Below are 21,661 nucleotides of genomic sequence, written 5' to 3'. Positions count from 1 at the left end.
AACCGGATTGAAATGCGTGCATCATGAGCGTTTCTCTGATATTAAAGATGAACATTTATAGATACCCCCCTATCAAATCATGAGATTAACTAAACACACGGACTTTGCCCTTCGGATTCTTGTTTATTCTGCAATGGAAACAGGAGAGCGCCTGTTGTCAGTTCAGGAAGTAACGGACGCCTTTGAGGTGCCACGCACTCATGTGATGAAAATTGTACAAAAGCTGGGTCAGCTGGGTTATCTGCAGACTTTTCGGGGTAAAGGTGGCGGTTTTCGCCTGGGCATGCAGCCGGAAGACATTAACCTTGGAGACGTGGTTAAAGCGATGGAATCCAGCATTACACTGGTTGAGTGCGAGGAAATTGCCTGCTCCGACTGTTCTGCCTGTCAGCTGAAAGATATTATGAATCAGGCAATGGATGCCTTTTTTAATGTACTGGCTCAATACTCTCTGGCTGATGCGCTGGATAAGAAGAATGGCCTGCTGATTCAACTGCATGCAGGCCGGGAAAACATAAGCCTTTCCTGAAAGCATAAAAGTAAATTAAATAACGCATTTATGATTTGATATGAATAGCACTGCAGGGGCAGTGCTATTTACTAATACGACAAGTGACTTTTATTTGTCTTTTAGCAGGTGCAGCAGTACTTGTACGGGATGGGGGATTCGAGAGTCACTCAGGCGCTTGACCTGACTGCGGCAGGAATACCCCGTTGCAACCAGCCTGCCCTGATTTTCAGGCTTTTCGACTACGTCCTGCCAGCTGAGTTCATAAACCCTGCGGGAAACGTCCTGATGACGGGTTTCATGACCGTAAATACCAGCCATACCGCAGCAGCCTGTTGGCTGGTAGGTCAGCTTCAGGCCACAGGCTTTGTACAATGCCTGCCACTGCGAGGGAGTGGCTGGAACGTTGGTGGTTTCGGTGCAATGCCCCAGCAAAATGTAGTCACCCTCCAATCCAAGGTTAAGCGCAGCAATCTGCTCAGCTTCTCTGGCGAACCACTCAGACAGCAACAATACCTCTGGTGCGTTATTCCCCATCACTTCATGATATTCATCGCGATAGGTAAGAGTAACGGCAGCGTCGATGCCTATCAGACTGACGCCGGATTCAGCCAGTTGTTTCAGTTCTGTGCCATTCGTTCGCGCTACTTTTTCGAACCGGCCCAGATAACCATAAACATGCAGTACTTTGCCATTAGGCTGGAAAGGCGTTACCAGAGGGCGATAGCCCAGTCTGACCAGCAGCTCAACCAGTTCAGTCAGTACAGGCGTTTCAAAGAAACTGGTGAAGGCATCCTGCACAATAATCACTGTCCGCTGTCGTTCTTCTTCGGGTAAGGAGTCCAGTAACTGCGGTGTGGCAACCGAGGCACCTGAACGACAACTGTCATTTAGTGGTGAGGTGCTGGTAATCGCTGGAAGATCCTGAAGTCCAACAGTTTTGCTGGCAAGCCAGTTAGCCAGTTGTGATCGGGCAGTAAAATTATAAACTGGTCTTACTTTCGCCAGTGCTGGCAGCATGGGTTCGAGCAGCCCGGCTATATGATGTTTCAGAGGTCTTGGGTAACGACTGTGGTAAAGCTCAAAGTAGCGGGAACGCAGGTCAGGTATGTTGACCTGAATCGGGCATTGTCCGGCACAGGACTTACAGCTCATGCAATGGTCCAGCGCTTTGTAGACTTCATGGCTGAAGTCTTCTTTGCCCCTGAGCTTGTCCACGGTATTACGGGCTTTGTCCATGGCGTTGTAGAAAAGACCGCCCTGTCGTACCTTGTGGATTTCTTCGGCAATATCGGTACCTGCCGCGCTTTGCAGGCGCAACCACTCCCTGACCAGACCGGATCGGCCTTTAGGTGAGTGGGTTCTGTCGTAAGTGGCTTTCCAGGTCGGACACATGGCGCTGGCAGGGTTGTAGTTAAAACAGGCACCGTTACCGTTGCAATACATGCCACTGGTGAATGCTTCAAAGGCTTTGCGCTCAATGGTGCTGTCCAGTTCTCCCCGGGTCTGCACGCCGTCAATCTTCAGCAGCTCCTGACTGGCAGGCGTCGCAATTTTGCCGGGGTTCAGCTGGTTATGTGGGTCAAAGGCGTTTTTGATGTGTTGCAGAACCGGGTAGAGGTCGGTAAAGAAAGCCGGTGAGTATTCAGATCGAACCCCTTTGCCGTGTTCTCCCCAGAGTACACCGCCATTGGATTGTGCCAGTTGTGCCACTTCATCGCTGATTGAGCGCACCAGCATAGCCTGCTGCGGGTCTTTCATGTCGATAGCAGGTCGTACATGCAGAACACCAGCATCGACATGGCCAAACATGCCATACGTCAGTTGATGCTTATCCAGCAGGGCTCTGAATTGTTGAATAAAGGCAGCCAGATTTTCCGGAGGTACGGCAACATCTTCTACAAAAGGTATTGGGCGTGCGTCGCCTTTCATATTGCCCAGCAGTCCAACGGACTGTTTGCGCATCGCCCAGATTTTCTTAACGTTATCAGTCCCCATCACGATCTGATGACCAGAACGTTCAATTTCAGAGCTTTTGTTCAGTTCAGTGACCAGGCGGGCTATGCCGTTGTTTATTTCATCCTCATTGTGACCGGTGAACTCGACAAAGTTAATGCCGTCGATAGCTTCGCTGTTTTGTGGGAAGAAGCCCTTAACGCTCTCCCAGATGGTGTCGGCTTTGGCTAACCTCAGTACCCTGGAGTCAATGGTTTCAATGGAACAGGGTTTTGCTGCCATCAGGGTCTGGGCGTCCTGCAGTGATTCCTGAAAACTCTGGTAAAAGACCAGCACCAGGGCAGATGTTTCAGGAACAGGCAGCAGGTTAACCTTGATTTCGCTGACCATCGCCAGAGTGCCTTCGGAACCACACAATATAGCGTTCAGATTAAATTCGCCCTGCTTATTGCGGATATTAGCCAGGTCATAGCCCGTCAGGTTGCGATTCAGCTTCGGGAAAATGTCTTCTACCTGCTGTTTATGATCATCATGTGCCTGACGAACCGTTTTATGAATCGTTCCAATGTTGTCTTCACGCTGACACAGCTGGTTCAGTTCATCATCGTTGATGGCTGATGAAGTCCAGACGGTGCCGTCTGCCAGCACTGAGGTAAGCTCCAGCACATGGTGTCGGGTTTTGCCATACACCACCGAACCCTGTCCGCTGGCATCGGTGTTGACCATGCCCCCAACAGTGGCGCGGTTGCTGGTGGACAGCTCCGGTGCAAAGAACAGACCGTCTTTTGCCACCCGTTCATTCAGGTAATCTTTTACTGTACCGGCCTGAACCCTTGCCCAGCGCTCTTCAGCATTGATTTCCAGTACCTGGTTCATATAGCGACTGGTATCTACCATGAAACCAGTGGTTAAAGACTGTCCGTTGGTACCCGTGCCGCCTCCCCTGGGTGATAACACAATCTGCTGAAACTCCGGGCGGGCTGACTGGGTCAGAATAAGGCTCAAGTCGCCGGTAGAACGAGGGTAAAAAATGCCTTCCGGTAGTAACTGGTAAATGGAGTTGTCTGTTGCCAGTACCGTGCGATCAGCGTATCCCAGCTCGATATCACCCAGAAAACCGGCTGACTGTACAGCCTTTGCAAATGACTGATACAAAGTACTTGTTGTTTTGTTGTCCAGCTTACTGATCACTGTCCTCTCCAGGCTTACCTTCCGCGCAATATTGTAAGGGCTAATGCGGTGCCTTTGCAGTATGAAATCGTGGATATGCTATTTTTGAGCGTCTGTTAGTCACTTCTTAACTAAAAGCTGCAAGGTGTCTGTCCGGTGTTGAAAAGCAATAAATTTATACGTTGGCTGGTCGCTATCTGGTTTATGGCCTTGATCATGAACCCTTATCAGACATCTGCGGCGACAACATCGCAACCGGGGCTGTTTCTCCAGCAGGCGTTTAATGACGGAACCCTCAACAACCAGAGTCTGGTGATTCTGGATCTGGACGATACCACCATTACCACGCCTGAAGGGCAATGGCTGGGGCGGTCAGAGATGTTCTATTATCTGGTTGACCAGGAGATGCAACGCAACCCCGGCAGGACAAGGCAGTCTATTGTCGATGAGATTGATCCTCTGCTGACGCTGGTTTATGGCAAAGTCCCTGTGCAGCTCACTGATGAGACATTACCCGACACCATTAACCAACTGATCAGCAAAGGTGTCACGGTTATTGGCATGACCGCCCGGGGGCTGCCCGTTGCCGATGCGACCCGGTGGCAGCTAAAAGAAGTCGGTATTACCTTTTCAGATACAGGGGCTGAACGATTTATTGCCCTGCCGGGAGACAGGCAGTTTGTAGTGGAGCATGGTGTGGTGCTGGCCGGGCAGGGCAACAGGAAAGGAGAAGTTCTGATTGCCCTGATCGAAAACAAGCTCCTGCCGAAACCAGAGCGGGTAATGCTGGTAGACGACCATGACCGTCATCTCGATAGCGTTCAGCAGGCTGTGATGAGCTTTGATTCTGACATAACTTATGTTCCCGTCCTGTGTACTTACCTGGAGGGAAAAAAACGGTTTGACTCGGTTGAATCGGAGCAGCAGCTTCTGGATTTCCTGTATCAGTGGCGTAATGACAGAACCGTGTCGAACTTCGTGGATCAGGATGCTTACAGTCAGGGTTTTATTGCCCGCTGCAAGGCGATTCCTGCCAGGGAAAAATATTGTGACGCACTGTTGCAGCACTATGGGATTCTGCCAGATTCCTGAGAAGCAGGCGTTAGCTATTCAGAGCTTTGCCCGGGAGCCTGCTCATTATCAGACAGGGTCTGTTTCAATCGGTTCATTCCTGCAGGTCTCATTATGGTTGTTATTCTGGCTGGAACTATAAGCTTTCAGGTCAATCTCAGGTAGCAGAAATTTTAAAATAGTCGGAAGGTGTTACTTTTTATGTTCTGTTTCCGTTTTGTCCCGGTTTTCCTTTGCATTGTTTTTTCTGTTTCTGTTCAGGCTGTAAGAGATCGGAACTCAGTCCATAGAGCCGAGTTTATCAAATGTAAGATGCTGGAAGGCCAGCAGTCCTGTCTGCCCACCGCTATAGTTGCAGCACTCGAAGGCAGAGACTTGTTGACCGGTATTATGAATCGTTTCCAGGGAAGTACCCCTTCTTCTATTTATCATAATGTCAATATTCAGGTCAGGAGCTGCCCATACGCGCGACTGGTGGTTGTGAGCCATTATCTTGCTAACCATCTTGAGGGCGTTTTAGCTGATCCTTTTCGACTTGAAATGTTACGCTCCGCGCTGGCCAGCCTCCCAAATGCTCAAAACAGTATTATCATGACAGCCCTTCAGTGGCTGGATGAAGGTGTTTCAACCAGCACCAGACACCTCATTACTCGCGAGCTGCTGAATGATATAAGGCTGGGGCTGGATCAAATGGACAATCTTGAAATACTTGTTTTGCTGGCAATGGCAACACGACGATCCATACTGGTGGTTGATGACAGGCAGGAAGACACACAGCATATAACCATCATCCGCAGGAGTCATGGACATTTGTCTGTCGAAACCCAGACAGTTACAAATCTGCAGCTGAATGAAGACAGTGTACATGAGTTGATCAGAAGCCTGACATTCCAGGCTAATCTTCACTTTATCGTTTCACCTCAACTAATGCCTGTTCTGCCTTTTCCTCCAATAACACCTGTTCATGTTGCACGGTCTGGCGAGTCCCAGCCACTGCATATTGACCTGAACAGAAGGGTTGTTCGCCCTCTGGTCAGTACCGATGGTGGTGATTATTCTGCAGTACCCGTTAAGAGCAAAAATGCGCCCAGGTTAAATCCGCGCAGCATCAGAAAAGTCCGACCCAAATGGAAAAATCAGGATATTTTCCGGCAAACTTTTTTCCGGCAAACTTATAGTACCGACTCTTTCGCGGGTAACGTGATCAAAGCCAGCTTTGTGAGTGTTTTACTGATTGGTGCAACCCATCCGTCTGTTAAGGAAAGTGTTAAACGACTACTTTGGCAAGTCGCTTGTAGAGAGAAAGGTATCCGGCAATGTGGAGTTGATTACCTGAATCGCGCTGTGGATACGAGCAGATACATCAGGGCAGAAGTTTATTATCGTATTTGTGGAAAGATTTCCTGGAATGATTGCAAGCAATATTACCTGGATAACTATATTTCCCGGGACGATAAGAAAGAAGAATAACCAGAAAGCTGAACCCTTGCAGTCTGCAAGGGTTCAGGTGTCAGTAACAGGTATTAAGCGTCAATGCGCTTGTACTTGATACGGTGCGGCCCGGCAGCTTCTTCGCCCAGACGCTCTTTGCGGTCCGCTTCGTACTCGGTGTAGTTACCTTCAAAGAAGGTGACTTTGGAGTCACCCTCATAAGCCAGAATGTGGGTGGCTACACGATCCAGGAACCAGCGGTCGTGGGAGATCACCATGGCACAGCCGGGGAAGGCGAGCATCGCTTCTTCCAGTGCGCGCAGGGTTTCCACGTCGAGGTCGTTGGACGGTTCGTCCAGCAGCAGCACATTACCGCCATGCTTCAGGGTGGCAGCCAGTTGCAGGCGACCACGCTCACCACCAGACAGTTCGCCGACACGCTTCTGCTGGTCGCCGCCCTTGAAGTTAAAGCGACCAATGTAAGCACGGGAAGGTACTTCGTAGTTGTTGATTTTCAGAATGTCCTGACCATCGGAGATCGCTTCCCAAACGGTCTTGGAATCATCCAGTTCATCGCGCAACTGCTGTACGTTGGAGATTTTAACGGTGTCGCCCTGTTCGATAGAACCGGAATCCGGCTGTTCTTCACCGACAATCATTTTAAACAGTGTGGACTTACCGGCACCGTTACCACCGATAATACCGACAATCGCACCTTTAGGTACGCTGAAACTCAGGTCATCAATCAGCAGGCGGCCGTCGAAGCCTTTGCAGACGTTGTTGAGTTCCAGAACCTTCTCGCCCAGACGTGGACCGGGTGGAATGTAGATTTCATTGGTTTCGTTACGGGTCTGGAACTCCTGAGACTGCATCTCTTCAAAGCGTGCCAGACGTGCCTTGGACTTGGACTGACGGCCTTTGGCATTGGAGCGAACCCATTCCAGTTCGTGTTCCATTGCTTTACGACGGGCGTCCTGTTGTTTCTGTTCCTGTTCCAGACGCTGTTCTTTCTGCTCCAGCCAGGCGCTGTAGTTACCCTGGTAAGGAATACCTTCACCACGGTCCAGTTCCAGAATCCAGCCAGCGGCGTTGTCCAGGAAGTAACGGTCGTGGGTGATGGCAACCACAGTACCCGGATATTCCACCAGAAATCGCTCCAGCCAGGCAACGGATTCGGCATCCAGGTGGTTGGTTGGCTCGTCCAGCAGCAGCATTTCCGGGCTGGACAGCAGCAGGCGGCACAGGGCAACACGGCGACGCTCACCACCGGACAGGTTGGCAACATTGGCATCCCAGTCTGGCAGACGCAGGGCGTCGGCAGCGACTTCCAGCTTGCGTTCCAGATTGTGGGCATCGGCCGCCTGAATGATGTTTTCCAGCTTTGCCTGCTCGGCAGCCAGGGCGTCGAAGTCTGCATCTGGCTCAGCATAGGCAGCGTAAACGGCTTCCAGCTTCTCCTGGGCTTCCTTGATTTCACCCAGTGCTTCTTCAACCACTTCACGAACGGTTTTAGCCGGGTCCAGTTCCGGCTCCTGAGGCAGGTAGCCAACGTTCAGGTCTGGCTGTGGACGGGCTTCACCGTCGAACTCTTTATCTACACCCGCCATGATGCGCAGCAGGGTGGATTTGCCGGCACCATTCAGGCCCAGTACACCGATTTTGGCACCGGGGAAGAATGACAGGGAAATATCTTTGAGAATCTGGCGTTTGGGGGGAACAACCTTGCTTACCCGGTTCATGGTGTAGACGTAAGAGCCTGTTTTTCCATGCTTGTCACCTTTTGCCATTAGTCATGTCTCCTTTTATCCAGTATTTGAGATGTTTCTTAAGGTTTGTAAGTAGTCATGCATACGAAATCATATATTCCTGACCGACCCCATCAAAAACTCGCTTTACCTCTTTCTCAAAGCCTCTGAAATTCACAATTGATAATATATCGATCCATTCATATTTAGCCTTATCCCATAGAATCTCAATCAGGTTGAGCTCGGGAGAGTATGTGGGGAGAAATAAAACAATCATTTTTTTCTCAAGAATCCAGTCATCAATTCTTGCTCGGAACGCTTTACTGGTGTGAATGCTGGCATTATCAATAATGACCACAGTGTAACGATCATCTCCTCCGTACTCTGGAGCTGTCATCTGATAGGCAAAATAGTCGAAAATATCAATGACTGTCTTGCTATCAACTGATCCAATTACAGGGTAATAAAACAGTTCACAGGAACGGTTCATAAACCCCAGAACATTGATTCTTTTACTTTTTACTGAAGGTATACGGAGCTGTTTGCCTTTCTCCTGCCAGCCATAAGGTACGCAAGGCTCCTGACTAAACCCTGACTCGTCAAAATAGAACAAATTAATTAAACCTTTATCTTCAGCTTCTTGAGCATCTTTCAATGCTGCCTTACTACGCTGAAACTGCTCCTCATCTCTTTTATGCTTGCATGATTTACGGAGTCTTTTGTAAACCATCCCCAGCTTTTTTATTATTCTACCTATTGTCGTCTTTGATGCGGATTTGCCTGTTTCCTCTTCGATTTTGGATTGGACATATGATATACGGCGGGGTTCCTTAGCCACCAGTTCTTTAATGCGCAGTTCTTCTTCAGAATTGTAAATAGGTTTCTTCCCTCCGTCGTGTGTTTTGTATAGCCCTCGAATACCATAATCCTCCCAGTCATCAAGCCAGCGTGATACCGTCTGGTACTGAACCTCAAAGATATCGGCAATTTGAGCCATAGGAAAGCCACGAGAGCTGAGCAGTACAGCGTGTGCTCTTTCTCTGACATAGGGTGTTGGGTCATGACTCCTGGCGATCTGCAGGGTTTCTCTAATGGCCCCATCTGTGATAGGTAAAACGGTTTTCATTTTCGTTGAAGCAGTAACGCAGGTGTTGTTGGTGATAGCTGGAGTATAATCACTACACTGAGCGCTGCCGGTAGAATTGGAATAACTATTTTTAGTAACCGGACGGTCAAAAATATTCGATAGCTAATTTATAACTACTTAGTGTACGAAAAGCAATCAAAAAAGTTATGTTCTGGTTGATCAAAAACTGTTCGTTACTTTGAAAAAGTCACTAATAGAATGATTTCTGGGGTTTGCCATGGGTCATCAAATCGAAGAGATCAGGGTACACAGCGCCAGGGAAAAAATTCTACTAAAGGGTGGTCTGCCTGTATTTTATCCTAACCCGAATATTTCATAAATGAGCAACAAGTTCCGGAAAAAACATCCCATTCTGATTTTTTCGGAGGTCTGTTGCTCTACTGTCCATGAAAAAGGTATTACAACCCGAACTCACCATTAATTCGGATGTTTTTTGATCAGCACCTGCTTTTTCAGGACAACAGAATTCCCCAACACTCTTTCTGTTGGTCGCTATTTTATTCTGATTGAGTTTATGAAGCTGACTATCCCGGTCGAGGCAGCGGCATTGAATAAAAGACTTCGGTTATATGCTGCAAAAGCCCTTTTATTGGACAGCTGCGGGGCAAGTGAAGTTTGATTCGGTCTTTATACTCAACCACTTTAACCGCGACCTTACAAAGTTTTGTGATCACGGTTGATGGCTGTGCCTTTTCCAGCTCCGTACCTTTCAGTGCCTTGGTTCTCAGCTCATAGTGAAGAACATAAGCAGCGCAGGCGTAAAACATTCTCAGGTGATTTGCCAGAAAGCCTTGATCTGACAAGCGATCACCGGACAAATCACTTTTCAGATGCTTAATGAAGTTCTCATCCTGCCCTCTGGGACAATAAAGGTCTTCATATATTTCCTCGGGGGAAGCCTCCATCATCGAAGTCACAATAAAGCGGGGATTGTCGCCTTTCTGGTTGACCTCTGCCTTATAGATTATCCGGGTGTCCAGCCCTTTCCAGCTTTTTGCCTGATAGTCCGTTTCTCCGTAGAGCCTGAGTCGCTCAGGCTCTGGCATGTTGTTCAGTTTTGCCAGCCCGGTTTTAACGTCGAGAGCTTTCCGCGCTTCATCCAGCAACTCTTTGGCTTTAGGTCGCAAGGCCGTCTTGTGTCCTGCGCCTTTTCCCAGCACGTAGTCGGAGTGAGGGTCATCCTGAACAACCTGCATTAACTCTGGTTGGGCAAAGTGGCTATCCCCACGAACCAGTAAATGGGTTTTCGGCCATCTTGTACGGATCAGCTTAATGAGGCGCTGGAGAATAGCTGCATTCTCTCGGCCTGTGGGTGTTTTTCCAGGACGCAGGATCGAAGTGATCAGCTTGCCGCTGAGCCCCTCAAAGATCATTAAGGGCAAGTAACAGTAGTCTTGATATTTGGCGTTGAACAGGTTCATCTGCTGGCCGCCATGGGTGATAGCAGGCGTATGATCCAGGTCGATAATGATGGCTAATGGCGGGTATTCATAACTGCTGATGAAGTGATCAGCCAGTGCTTTGGTCATATTATAAATATCCCGTTTGGTCATGGACTGACCAAGCCTTGTATACGTTGGAGCGGAAGCCAGATGGTTATCATCGTCCAGTGGGTTTCTTCCATTGGCAAGCTTAAAGATTGGGTCTTTACGCAGATGGTTGCTGTCGTTTGCATCTTCATAACCACAGGCCATTTGCAAAACTCTTTGGGCAATGAGTTCTTGCAGGGTGTGGTCGATGTAGGATTGATGACGTTTATCGTCAATGCCGTCAGTCAGCCTGGATATGATACCGCTGTGAAGCATTGTTTCACGTAGCATCAGGGCGCCAAAATCAGAGGATAATTCTCCGCCATTGAAGTCTGCCCGGATAGTTTTTCCGTTGGAGGGGTGAAAACGAAGCTGTTCTTGTGTAAATTTGTTCATGGCAAGTTCCGGTTTGCTTCTTCCGAAGCATTTTTTTGGTCGACCCAATTATATCAAGTGATTGGGCGGAACTTGCCTCTTTTTATGAAATATCCGGGCTAATCTTTATGTCTGAACAGACAGGCTGTTAAACTTAATCCAAAAAAATGCGGCTAATCGGCTAAGAGCTGGTTTCTCTCCAGCTCTCCCCAAACCATACAGCTTCAAGATGAATACAAAGTAGAATTGAGCCACGATGCCAGGCCGGTATTATGGGAAGAGCGGGGTGGTGAGGCTCGTGAGCGCTCACGAAACGACCATTTTCACTCGAAGAATCCGGTGATTGGTATTTTATTCTTTTATCAGTATGATATTTAGTGACAAAAAACAATTATAAGAGTCGTATAATCATGCTTCCCTCCCGGCATAAGTTAATTTCGTCGTGTATATCCCTGGCCCTTTCAGGTGTCACTCTTACCCTTCCAGTTCAAGCAAACACTTTAAACATTGATAAACGACAGGTTGAAGCGGCCGAAGGTGCGTACGCAGGGTTCGATGGCAGCAGTGAGAGTACCCCCGGTCTTTTCCAGCTAATCAATAGTGGTACTGACATTACATTAGCTGGGCAGGTGAATGCTGGCAGCAAAGAAGACAAGGCTATGATAACGATTGCTGATACATCATCGGTAGCATTCATCAATGGCATAAGGTTTACCTCCGGTATGGCGGGTAAAGTGGATTCGACAGTGGGTATTAACCTGCACCTTACCCGGAATAACGTTGCTGAATCCAACAATCAAGGGATCAATGTCACTGGGATACGGGCGGGAAGTACAGCTTTGACAGGTCAATCCGGCAAGATAGATATTTCAGCCCTGGGGGGAAATGCTACAGGCAACTCTGCCAATTCCAATACGTCCGCTTTTGGTATTGATGGTGATATTAATGGTCCTCATCTGGGAGGCGTTAATCTTCATGCACAGGCCGGAAGAGCTGATAGCTCTGGTACGGGTACCGATGCAGCAGCCAACGTGTCTGCTGAAGGCCTTACCGGTGATATCTCAGGTGATAACCGTGCACCCATCGATGTGACGGGTATTGCTGGCAGTGCGATAGCCACCGGCAGTGGTTCAGCAGGTGCTGAAGCCGTTGTTGATGGCTTGGATTCCGATGTAGAAGGTAGTAATTACAGTATTATCTCTGCTATTGCCAAGGGAGGAAGTGCTAGCGCAGACAGTGGCTTTGCCGATGCCGATGCCGCTGCAAAGGCCGTGGATGGTGACGTCGATGGTAATAACTATGGCACTTTGACCAGCTATACCCGAGCTGGATCTGCAACAGGTAGTGGTACAAATACTGTCCGTGCCCGGGCTGAGGGGATTGGCATTTATCTGGATCTTGAAGGTGACAATATTGGCACAATCAGAGCTGAAGGATATGGTGGAACAGCCATCGCCAATGCAGATGCCATTGCTTATGCCTATGCAGATATTACAGGGATTGACAATGGCCTGACGGGGGAGAATAAAGGACAGATTTATGTGAAAGCACAGGGAGGCAGTGCACGAACAAGTGCTGATAAATCCGTTGAAGCTTATGCACTGGCCATTGGATCCAAAAAAGGCATGGGAAGCAACAGTGGTTCGCTTTATGTTGAAGCGATAGGTGGCACGGTACAGGGTAGTTCAAGCTCAAGTCAGCTTGATGCGTCCGCAAGAGCTTTTGGTGTGGGCTACATCACTCCGGCGGGGGTTAATAATGGCAATGGAGTCAGTGGGCAGTTCACGAATTCAGGCCATATCAATGTCAGGGCAGAAGCAGGTAGTGCAAATGGTACCGATGACAAAGCAGAAGCCTATGGCATCGTCCTGAAGGGAGATACGAACCTGCACAACAGTGGTCTGATTGATGCGGTAGCCATTGGCGGAGCTGGCTCTGGGGCGTATCAGGTTCGTGCAGACGACAACAACCTGACTGTGACTGCCTATGGTATTCGTTTTGGTGAATCACTCCGCGCTTCAGAAGGTGTGATACAGGCAAATAATCCGGCCAATGTCACTTTTGATAATGCGACCTTGTACGTTTAAATTTCAAGCAATTAGTTTATGTTAAATTCAACTGTCCTGGGGATGCATCAAAAAGAGCACTATTGTTAAACTTTTTTAAAGCTGTAGACAATTCAACCCAAAGTACCAGTTATGAAAAAGAAAACAACCACCACAATCTTAAAATTCATGATCTCGAAAATAATATGAAAAAAGTATGTATGGATCATCATATAGGATTGATTGTAATTGATGAATTGCAAAACTTATCAGTAGCGAAGGCAGGTGGCGCTAAATCTGCCATGCAATTTTTCGAGAGTATTGCCAGTGAAGCATTTGTTTCAATTGTATTTATAGGTACTTATGGGTTCTTCCCTGTTTTAAGTGGGTAGTTTTCAACGATGTACGCCAGTGGGGTACAAGTCCAAGCCTCCAAGATGAAAGTAGATCGCTGTCTTATATCTTTCACGGTTTCGAAAGCCACAAGCCCGATTCTTCAAACTCTGAATCTTGCTGTTCACTCCCTCTGCTCGACCGTTATTAGCCTCAAGGACAATAGCGTTGATGATACCCCACAAGTGCTCTTTGACCGTTCTGGCAACTTCTTTTATGGGCTCAAGCCGACATCTCTGCGCCCAGCATAGCCACCTCTTCCAGGCCTTGATTGCCCAAGCTCTGGACTTGTAATTCCATAAGCTCATTGCCATTTGCCGGATGGCCCAGGCGCGAGCTGTTTTAAGTGTCGAGTTTCTCAGTGGTTCGAAGTTATCCCACTGCTCTTCAGACATGTTTTCAGGGTTAGTCAGCCAGTCGTAGCGAGTCCCCTTAAGCAGCTCTACACCTTGGTTTACAAGGGCTTTGTTCTCTTCTATCCGAACCTTGTTGACAGCTTTACCCAGAGACTGAGCAACGTGAAACTTATCAAATGCAATCTTCTGATCTGCGTCTGGAACATTCTCACTGACTGACTTGATGTAAGCCTTGGACATGTCCATCGTCACGCATTCGATCCCCTCTTTATGGTCATAGGGCAGTGTGTCAAAGTACTCGTTGAGACTGTCACTTTTACGGTCATCAGAAACGTGAATAACAACGCCTTGGTCGTGGTCAGTGACCACTGTGACGTATTCATGATGCTTTTGAAATGAGGTTTCATCAACAGCGATTCGTTTTGGTGGCTTAGCATCACGACGAGCCAGTCCTCTCTTCACTGCACGCTGCTGAATACCGTCTATGGCATTCCAACCAAGCTTCATTTGTCGTGCAACTGCCTTCGTAGTTGCCTCCTTTAGCCAGTCAATAACAAGGGCTTCAAACAGAGCTGTATATCGAGAGTCAGATTCAGCCCAGGGCACATTGATGGCTAACACCTTATGCTCAGGGCACTGGGTCCGTGGAACCCTGGCAACTAGAATAGTCTGAAACTGACAGGTATCCAGATGACGCCACTTCTGAGTGATGTGGTCGTAGCCAGAGCAGGGCTTATCGCAAACACTGCATTTGCAGGCCTTTTTACCATTGTGTTCAATGAATACCCGAACCTGTTGATCCTGTAATGACAATTCAACTTCAGAAACGAACCAAGGAGACTCAATACCCAGTATTTGAGAATAGAGTTGCTTATCACGCATCGGTGCATCCTTGCATTGAGTGCTTCAGAATATAATAAATCACCCACTCAAATTGAGGAAGAGCCTACTTATGATTGTTTTGATCTTTATGATGGAAACTTTAGTGTTGCAAGAAGAATGTCAAAAGATGGAGTTGTCGACCTGATGCAACCAGAGATAGACGACCCTTCATGGTTAAAGCTTGTAGAGAAATTATGGGAAGTGCAATGGGTTCAAAACCCCATCAAAATATTCAGATCAAAAGGTAAAACCGATGATGAATTTGATGAAGCTATTGCGAAAAATGTTATAGAAGCAATTTACTTTTGTACTCAGGGCATTACCGTTTGCACTACAACACTACTAAAACATGCTAATGTGTATGCAATTGAACAAGGGCTGGAAACTATCAATGCAGACCTTCTTTACAGAGTTTACAATAAGGAGTTCAAGCTATTACACCCGGCACTCCAAGCTTTAGAGGATCAAGATTATCAAGCATACAACGAGCTAATGCCTCTTGCCGAGAGAGTGAAGAGGATGAGAGAGCAACCAGAATCTAATACCAAAAAAAGCACACCCAAAAAAGATAATGGCACTGAAAATAACGAACCTAAAGTAACAATATCTCCAAACAGGTATCAACAAAACAAGCGAAAAAAAGAATCTCCGAAAGATTGCTACAACCGTTTGAAACAAAATAATTTTTTCTGCAAGTCATTTGATGAGTTACTCACCTGAAATGCGCTTATTACCAAACGAAACAATCCCCAGCTTCATGGCAAGAACCCAACTGCTTGCCATCCACAAGCGGGCTGATAGCTTCTATCAGTCCGTTCTGGACTGCAGCTACACCCAAACCTGCGGTGTGGCTACATACCGCTTAAAGAAGCTCTCACAGCTCCTGCGTATGGATCTCGATAAAATAATCACGGAGCATACAGCTTACCGTAACTGCTCAGAAACTGTAGGCAGAACTGTTCATGAGCTGAGCAGATTTTTCTCGTATCAGGTCTGATAATCGGGGAATAATCTCACCCCCAGAAATTCGATCCGTTAGATATCTGGAGAATGACACGCCATGCAGCTTGCACGTCTTTTTAAGACTTGCAAATACATCCCGGCAACGTTGACCGAGAGTACTCCGGGTGCCGCCACTGATTTTTCGGCGCTTTACATACTCCCTGATCTGTCGTTCACTCAGGTTGTTGTGCAGAGGCAACCATGGATACTCTAGCACCAGAAGCAACTCTTCCCGTGCCCTATGCAATTTGCCCAGCTCGTATTGCAGGTCAGGGTAGTCAACCTGTGTCGTTACCCAGTGATTAAAGTCCTGCGTAATCTGAGCCTTTCGGGTCTCTGTCGGGGCCAGGCAATACGCTTCAATGTCGTCGTATAAGTGCCAGTATTGCTTTTCAATCCAGTCGCTGGCAGCTCGTTCCTGCTTGTTGGCAGGAATCAGTTTTGCCAGGGGTCGGCTGGCATGGAACCAACACAGTGAGTGGTCAAACGCAGTGTCGAACTGGCGGGCTCCATCACTGTGGATGATCATGGCTTCCGGGAAACCGTTATCCAACAGGCCAGCTTTGAGTACGGCTTCTGTCGCCTTACGCCGTTGCTCTTTGCTAGACATCTTGTGGTCATCCAGAAAAGCATCCCAGGCGGCTTTATTCAGGAAGTGGGTTTCACCATAAGCAGCCAGGGCGTCAACCCATTTGTCAGCCATCTTTACCTGTTTCATGTAGCTGATTGCAACCGAATTCAGTACGTGAGACCGGCACTTCCCCTGAAGCAGAGTCAGGAAGTTAACGCGGCTTTTGCTGGGAGTTGAGGCAAACACGGTGAAGGCATCATTACCGATAACAGTACAATAACCGTTTTTGCCATCATGCCGGGCTCCAGTGTCGTCTACAAGCAGCATGCGGGAGCAGGCAATACCTGTTTCGAGAATGTCTTCTCGCTCCTGGTGGAACTGTTCATGGCCGTGTATCAGCAAGTCGTTGAGCTTTCCCTCAGAGATTGGACAACCATGGCTATGCAGCCAATCGAGCAGCAAGGGCTGGGTGACACTGCAAGAGTGGTAAAGATCCAGTACCAGGGCAGTAAGGTTGTCTCCGAATCGGCCTTTTACATGCGCGGGTAACGGTGCAATGACAGTCTGGCCTTCAGGGGTAAGCCAGACTTCGCGACGGTAGCGTGTTGTTGTAAATTTCAGCTCCAGGTCAATATGCGTAAAGTCCTGATAACCCTTGCTTCTCCAGTTGTCCTGCACACCTTCTGCCTGGCATATTTTTTCCTGCACAGAAGTTGGTTTGGGTTTGGCGGTTTGACCGGGTTTCTGCGAACGCTGTCGTTTGCTCTTTGGTGGTGTTGTGTTGCCAGAGGATGATGCTGGTTTGCTGTCTTTCTTATCTTTACCGTCTTCCGGTGTCTTCTTATTCGGACGAATTTTTGGTTGCCCCTTGAGTTTTCTCAGGTGCCGGACTTCCTCGCGCAGGGCAGTATTTTCAGCCGTCAGCTTTTCAACCTTGTCGAGCAGATTGCTGACAAGTTTTTTTAGGTCACTGACTTCGGTTTCAAGCGCTGAGGTTTTTGATGGGTTCATGGGCTGGAATTATGCCTGGTTTGGATGCCGGAAGCATTGACGTGTGTATCTTGACTTGCCTACGGATTTTGAGCAGTTACAGCTTACCCATATTTTGCCCATTACATGCCTGAGAAATATGCCAGATCATTATGGAAGGCAATTTCCGGTGATAAGCCCAAAGTGCTGGAAATCGAAACCGGTTCTGTGAACAGTCGCCTGAGCATACCAGGCTATCACTCTTTTTGCCCTTTGTGCGCTGAGCACGATATTGAAACCCACGGAGTTGCTTACTGGCATCAAATACATGCCCTGCCTGGAGTCTCAGCCTGCCATATCCATAAGTGCAAATTAATCCGAACGGAAATACGCCCAAAGATTTTGGCTATTCCAAATGTAAACTATGCAGAAACTCATGAGGCCTCTGACAAAGAAGTACTTTTTGCACAGCTGTCAGCACAACTCTGCCAAAATTTTACAGGGGCTAATCAGTCTGCCACCGAGAGAGTCAAGCACTATAAACAGCAGCTTGAGAGTACAGGCTATATATCCACAGCAGGCTATATTCGTCGTCAAGAGTTACTCTCAAATATCAGAAGTTTTTGGTCCGATTTACTCAATCAGACAGACTTCGCCAATGTAAGGGCTTCAGGAACAGAGCACAACTTCGTTCGGGATGCTCTTAGGCCAAGTCATCGAACTCACCCAGTCAAACATATTCTGCTCAGTGGCTTTTTGAACCATTGCGATCACAGAGTAGCCAGGCTGCACTCTGTTGATGCCAAACCTCAAAAGCAACAAACGGCTGACAACAACCATGAGCCGGTAATCAAACTCTTAAGGGATGGTGTTTCTCTCACTAAAGCCGCCAGAGAGTCTGGTATCTCCTACTACACCGTTCGGAAGTTAGCCAAACTCCACGGCATACAGCACAGAGCCAAGCCCAAAAAGATAACTCCAGAGCAAGAGCAGCAGGTTTTAAAACTCCTGAATTCAAGTCATAAGTGCATAACCCATGACTTTTCTTGCATCTATTCCAGTTGACTCTTTAAATGCCTCATAAGGAGTCTTGTAGCCCAGGCACTTTCTTGGCCTGTTGTTCAGCTTATCCACTGCAATGATGACATCTTTTTCTGTCACGCCATTAAGCTCCATCGACTTGGGGAAATACTGCCTTAGCAAACCATTAGCATTCTCATTCTGGCCTCTTTCCCAAGAATGGTAGGGGGCAGCAAAGTAGCTGTCACATTTTAAAGCTTTGGCAATTGATTCATGCTGAACAAACTCCTTTCCATTGTCGTATGTTATTGTCTTTACAAACCTTTTCAGAGGCTTGAGTACGTCAATTATTCCCTGTTTAACCGCTTTTGCCTTCTTGCCTGGTAGAGGGACAGCAAGGCGAAGCTTGGTTTTTCGTTCATCTAATGTAGCGATGGCTCCTTTATGATTTTTACCTATTACAGTATCAGCTTCCCAGTCACCAACTCGCTCTCTGTTGTTGACCACTTCGGGGCGTTCTTCAATGCCAACCCGATTTGGTATACCGGTTCGGTTATGAGCTGAACCGTATCGCTTTCGATAAGTTTTTTTCTGGTGCCTCAAGTGCTTATAGAGCGAGCCTCCGCGCCGTTTATCATCCGCTACAAATTGATAAATCATCTCATGATGCAGCTTGATTACACCGTCCTTTTCAAGCCTTCCAGCCACTTGTTCAGGACTCCAATCTGAACGGATATCGTTTGAAATACGTTGTTTAATGTCGTCTGTCAGCTTAATAGCTTTTGGCTTATCTTTGTGCCGCTGCCGAGCTGTGCGATTAGCCTGTTGGTGCCTGTACCCTCTTTGCCCTTTATTGCGGTTTACTTCTCGCGACACGGTAGGCTGTGAACGGCCAAGCTTTTTAGCAATTTTGTTTTGTGAAGTCCCATTTTTGAGTTCAGTTTCGATATAATATCTCTCTTCAGAGCTCAGGTGTGTATAGGCCATCCTTGGCTTCCTCTGTATGGTTTGGTTGCTTTACAGAATACCCCTGAGTTCTGATTCACTTCAAAGGTTCTGAAACAATCCTCTGGTTACAGAGGTTATGCACTTATGATACGAATTCAGGACTGCTAAAAACCGGCCTATCCATGAAAATGGCCGGTGAAAAAGTTGGCCTGCCTGAAAGCACTGTGGATAACTTGTTGTTATCTCACCCTGAAATCAGGGCAGCACGGCGTAGGCTGAAGAAAACCCGGCATACAGAACAACTGAACCAGCTCCGAGACAAGGCTTTATCGCTCATTCAGAACAATCCGGACATGACCAGAAAGTCTCTGACTGACTCTTTCCCTGAGGTTTTTATCTGGTTGAGAAACCATGACAAAAAGTGGCTTTATAAGCACCTTCCAAAAGCGCTGACACCCTCTCAGGCTCAATCCCACCGTTACAAGCATCAGCATGACCTTTGGAAAAAAAGGCAGAGGAAAGCAATCAAAGGGCTTCGCAGACTTGTCCTCTGCATGATGACAAGCCCTCCAGAAAACCAGCGTCTGTCAATCTCTTATATTTTGCAGGCTCTGAAAGTCCGTAATCCACAGACTCATATCCGCAAGACTATGCCTGCTTTCTGGCGTCAGTTAACCCGGTTTGCAGAGACCCATGAAGATTTTCAGCTACGGAAGCTGCACGCCCTCTACAAAGCCGAACCTACGCTATTCAGCATTTACTCGGCAAGGCGCTTACTTAAAATAGCTTCCTCTTTTCCACCCGTTTCAGGGGCGGTCCTCGAACAGGCTCAAGCGTTACAGAAAAGAGATTTCAATTACCAACGACCGGTTGAGCAGCAGTGGCTGCTTTTGCGAGATACCCGCATCCATTCTGTGCAAAAGCGTTACTCTCAACTTTATCGGAGTTGTTCCGAGGCTAAATCCGTCGGGTCCATATTATCTGTCAGTGGATCTCTGGCTTTGTCAGAACGATCCTCTATCAAAGTCATTTGAACACGACTCGGGAGTCGTTTTTCTCGGTTAAGAAAAGTGCTTTAGGGCTTCACTCAAATCCAAAATCTCCCAGTTCGGAAGATTCTCTTTTTCTCCTAAACTCACACCCAGTCCTCTACCATCTATCCAGAAGTTCGGCCAGGCAATATCAAGAGTGGTAACGTATTCACCTTGTTCAGTTCTTATTTCATAACCAACTTCAGGTGCATGCTCACCTGCTTGCTGGCAAAGATTCAGCACTCCATGTAAAGCTGGATCAGCAAACTTGTAAACATCTTTCCAATCTTCGAGCCGGTTGAGCAAACCTTGTTCTCGCCTTAAAGCATTAATCTGCATAATATTCTGGCGGCTTACATGCATATGTTCGTGATATGGTTCTTTTCGATGGCAGTCAGCACACAAAGCAATAAGGTTTTTATCAGAATTATCACTTTTCACACCATTCTTGTGATGACCGTGTAATAAACCTCTGTGCCCAGGCTGAGATAAATTCACAGAGCAGTGCTGACATATGAATCCGGCTTTCTCTCTTGCGTGGATGGATTTTTCTTTCCAGTCTTCTGTATAACCTTTTTCTTTATCTGATCTGAACTTAGGCAAATATCTAAAGATAGAACTGTATTTAGAGAAAAATTCTTCCATATTAAAATTTCTTATTGTTCCCCAACGACCCGAGTAGCTTAAATTACAAAAACTTTTGTAGTTTAATTTCTCCATGCAGTTGTAGCACACATTAAGTTCTGTTTCTCCCTCAAGACCGCCACCATATATAAAAAACAATCCAGAAAGGTTATTTGTTACCGTGTAACGTTCATATCTATTTTGATTGCGCATATCCTCAAGCGTTCTACAATCACACACATGAAACTTCTTCCCTTTTGATCCATTTTCAATAGCCCTTTCAGTTTTAAGTCTATTGTCATGATCAGGTATATAAAGCAAAATTTGCCTTCCCTTATAACTTAACAGTCCATGTTTGGTATCAACATCACTTAATTGAATTTCAATCCCTTTGGTAGAACTAAGCTCCGTATCAAACTCAAGATCACGACCTGACGAAATACTTGCCAATTTCAGCCCGCTTTCCTTTGCTCCCATACGATGAACAGCTTCTAACAAAGTGTTGAAATTTACGTTAATCTTCATTAGCTTTTTCCAGAATATTTTTTATTTGGATGTCTGCATTGGTAATAACCCGGAAACTGACTCGCTGGGATCTTGCCCGATCTTCCCTTTGAGCTTTGTCGAAAATCAATTTAGAGGATGAAAGCCCTACAGCGGCTATATTTGACCTGATCCACTGTAGATAACTTTGGCTGGACTTGAGGCCATAAACATACTCCAGAACAGATCGTGTGCGCCCTTGTGACAGACTCATGTTTTTAAAATACGCTTCGCTGGCTGCCGTATATTTATTCCAGATACTGCTGGTATGACCCTCTATTCGTATTTCATTGATAGAACCACGATAAGGGGTCAACACGTTCATGTATCTTGGGTGCGGTTCAT

Annotated in this window: 16 protein-coding genes and 1 pseudogene; 8 read left to right on the top strand and 9 right to left on the bottom strand. The window is 47.2% G+C overall.

The genetic code is table 11. The annotated features are described in order from the left end of the window. Positions 1-79 precede the first annotated feature (79 nt). A complete protein-coding gene (locus NX722_RS26155; RefSeq protein ID WP_262565767.1) occupies positions 80-529 on the top strand; it encodes an Rrf2 family transcriptional regulator in 450 nt (149 codons plus the stop codon). A gap of 90 nt (positions 530-619) precedes the next feature. Here the strand turns inward: NX722_RS26155 and ydiJ are convergent, their stop codons facing one another. After that, the gene (gene ydiJ / locus NX722_RS26150) at positions 620-3,655 is read right to left on the bottom strand and encodes a D-2-hydroxyglutarate dehydrogenase YdiJ (protein WP_262565766.1); all 3,036 of its coding nucleotides are present in this window, start codon (positions 3,653-3,655) and stop codon (positions 620-622) included. Between the two features lie 135 nt (positions 3,656-3,790). On the opposite strand from ydiJ, the gene NX722_RS26145 reads away from it, so the two are divergent. Both NX722_RS26145 and NX722_RS26140 read left to right on the top strand, forming a co-directional pair. After that, positions 3,791-4,726: a DUF2608 domain-containing protein gene (locus NX722_RS26145; protein WP_262565765.1), complete on the top strand. Its 936-nt coding sequence runs from the start codon at positions 3,791-3,793 to the stop codon at positions 4,724-4,726. Between the two features lie 180 nt (positions 4,727-4,906). Then, complete coding sequence (locus NX722_RS26140) at positions 4,907-6,175, top strand: hypothetical protein (RefSeq protein ID WP_262565764.1); 1,269 nt, start codon at positions 4,907-4,909, stop codon at positions 6,173-6,175. Positions 6,176-6,228: 53 nt separating this feature from the next. Here NX722_RS26140 and ettA read toward each other — a convergent pair whose 3' ends face one another. The 3 genes from ettA to NX722_RS26125 all read right to left on the bottom strand — a co-directional run bounded on the left by ettA (position 6,229) and on the right by NX722_RS26125 (position 10,953). Further along, complete coding sequence (gene ettA / locus NX722_RS26135; protein ID WP_262565763.1) at positions 6,229-7,923, bottom strand: energy-dependent translational throttle protein EttA; 1,695 nt, start codon at positions 7,921-7,923, stop codon at positions 6,229-6,231. 55 nt (positions 7,924-7,978) lie between these two features. After that, positions 7,979-9,007, bottom strand: a complete 1,029-nt coding sequence (locus NX722_RS26130) for an IS630 family transposase (protein ID WP_262565762.1) — start codon at positions 9,005-9,007, stop codon at positions 7,979-7,981. Positions 9,008-9,552: 545 nt separating this feature from the next. Beyond that, the gene (locus tag NX722_RS26125; protein WP_262563762.1) at positions 9,553-10,953 is read right to left on the bottom strand and encodes an IS1380 family transposase; all 1,401 of its coding nucleotides are present in this window, start codon (positions 10,951-10,953) and stop codon (positions 9,553-9,555) included. Positions 10,954-11,591: 638 nt separating this feature from the next. Here NX722_RS26125 and NX722_RS26120 point away from each other — a divergent pair. Beyond that, complete coding sequence (locus NX722_RS26120; protein ID WP_262565761.1) at positions 11,592-13,019, top strand: hypothetical protein; 1,428 nt, start codon at positions 11,592-11,594, stop codon at positions 13,017-13,019. A 29-nt stretch (positions 13,020-13,048) separates the two neighbouring features. Then, a pseudogene (locus NX722_RS26115) lies at positions 13,049-13,369 on the top strand (AAA family ATPase); the annotation flags it as partial. Between the two features lie 3 nt (positions 13,370-13,372). Here the strand turns inward: NX722_RS26115 and NX722_RS26110 are convergent. Continuing rightward, entirely contained in the window at positions 13,373-14,608 is a 1,236-nt protein-coding gene (locus tag NX722_RS26110) for an ISL3 family transposase (protein ID WP_262563604.1), read from the bottom strand. A 15-nt stretch (positions 14,609-14,623) separates the two neighbouring features. Between NX722_RS26110 and NX722_RS26105 the strand changes: the two genes are divergently transcribed. Continuing rightward, the gene (locus NX722_RS26105; RefSeq protein ID WP_262565760.1) at positions 14,624-15,328 is read left to right on the top strand and encodes a hypothetical protein; all 705 of its coding nucleotides are present in this window, start codon (positions 14,624-14,626) and stop codon (positions 15,326-15,328) included. A gap of 217 nt (positions 15,329-15,545) precedes the next feature. On the opposite strand, the gene NX722_RS26100 is transcribed toward NX722_RS26105, so the two are convergent. After that, the gene (locus NX722_RS26100) at positions 15,546-17,192 is read right to left on the bottom strand and encodes an IS66 family transposase (protein ID WP_262565759.1); all 1,647 of its coding nucleotides are present in this window, start codon (positions 17,190-17,192) and stop codon (positions 15,546-15,548) included. A gap of 105 nt (positions 17,193-17,297) precedes the next feature. On the opposite strand from NX722_RS26100, the gene NX722_RS26095 reads away from it, so the two are divergent. After that, on the top strand, positions 17,298-18,215 hold the full coding sequence (locus NX722_RS26095) for a TnsD family Tn7-like transposition protein (protein WP_262565758.1): 918 nt from the start codon (positions 17,298-17,300) through the stop codon (positions 18,213-18,215). On the opposite strand, the gene NX722_RS26090 is transcribed toward NX722_RS26095, so the two are convergent. Next, positions 18,165-19,157 carry an IS30 family transposase gene (locus NX722_RS26090; protein WP_262565757.1) on the bottom strand — a complete coding sequence of 331 codons (993 nt, stop codon included), beginning with the start codon at positions 19,155-19,157 and terminating at the stop codon, positions 18,165-18,167. The two genes, NX722_RS26095 and NX722_RS26090, sit on opposite strands and share 51 nt — an antisense overlap. Positions 19,158-19,207: 50 nt before the next feature. On the opposite strand from NX722_RS26090, the gene NX722_RS26085 reads away from it, so the two are divergent. Beyond that, complete coding sequence (locus tag NX722_RS26085) at positions 19,208-20,152, top strand: TnsD family Tn7-like transposition protein (protein ID WP_322740985.1); 945 nt, start codon at positions 19,208-19,210, stop codon at positions 20,150-20,152. A 27-nt stretch (positions 20,153-20,179) separates the two neighbouring features. Here NX722_RS26085 and NX722_RS26080 read toward each other — a convergent pair whose 3' ends face one another. Next, a complete protein-coding gene (locus NX722_RS26080) occupies positions 20,180-21,298 on the bottom strand; it encodes a hypothetical protein (RefSeq protein WP_262565756.1) in 1,119 nt (372 codons plus the stop codon). Beyond that, on the bottom strand, positions 21,288-21,635 hold the full coding sequence (locus NX722_RS26075) for an OmpA family protein (protein WP_265442390.1): 348 nt from the start codon (positions 21,633-21,635) through the stop codon (positions 21,288-21,290). Before NX722_RS26075 ends, NX722_RS26080 begins: the two co-directional genes overlap by 11 nt. Between the last annotated feature and the right edge of the window lie 26 nt (positions 21,636-21,661).

Source organism: Endozoicomonas gorgoniicola (assembly GCF_025562715.2).
Taxonomy (GTDB): domain Bacteria; phylum Pseudomonadota; class Gammaproteobacteria; order Pseudomonadales; family Endozoicomonadaceae; genus Endozoicomonas_A; species Endozoicomonas_A gorgoniicola.
This window is presented reverse-complemented; position numbering and strand designations above follow the sequence as displayed.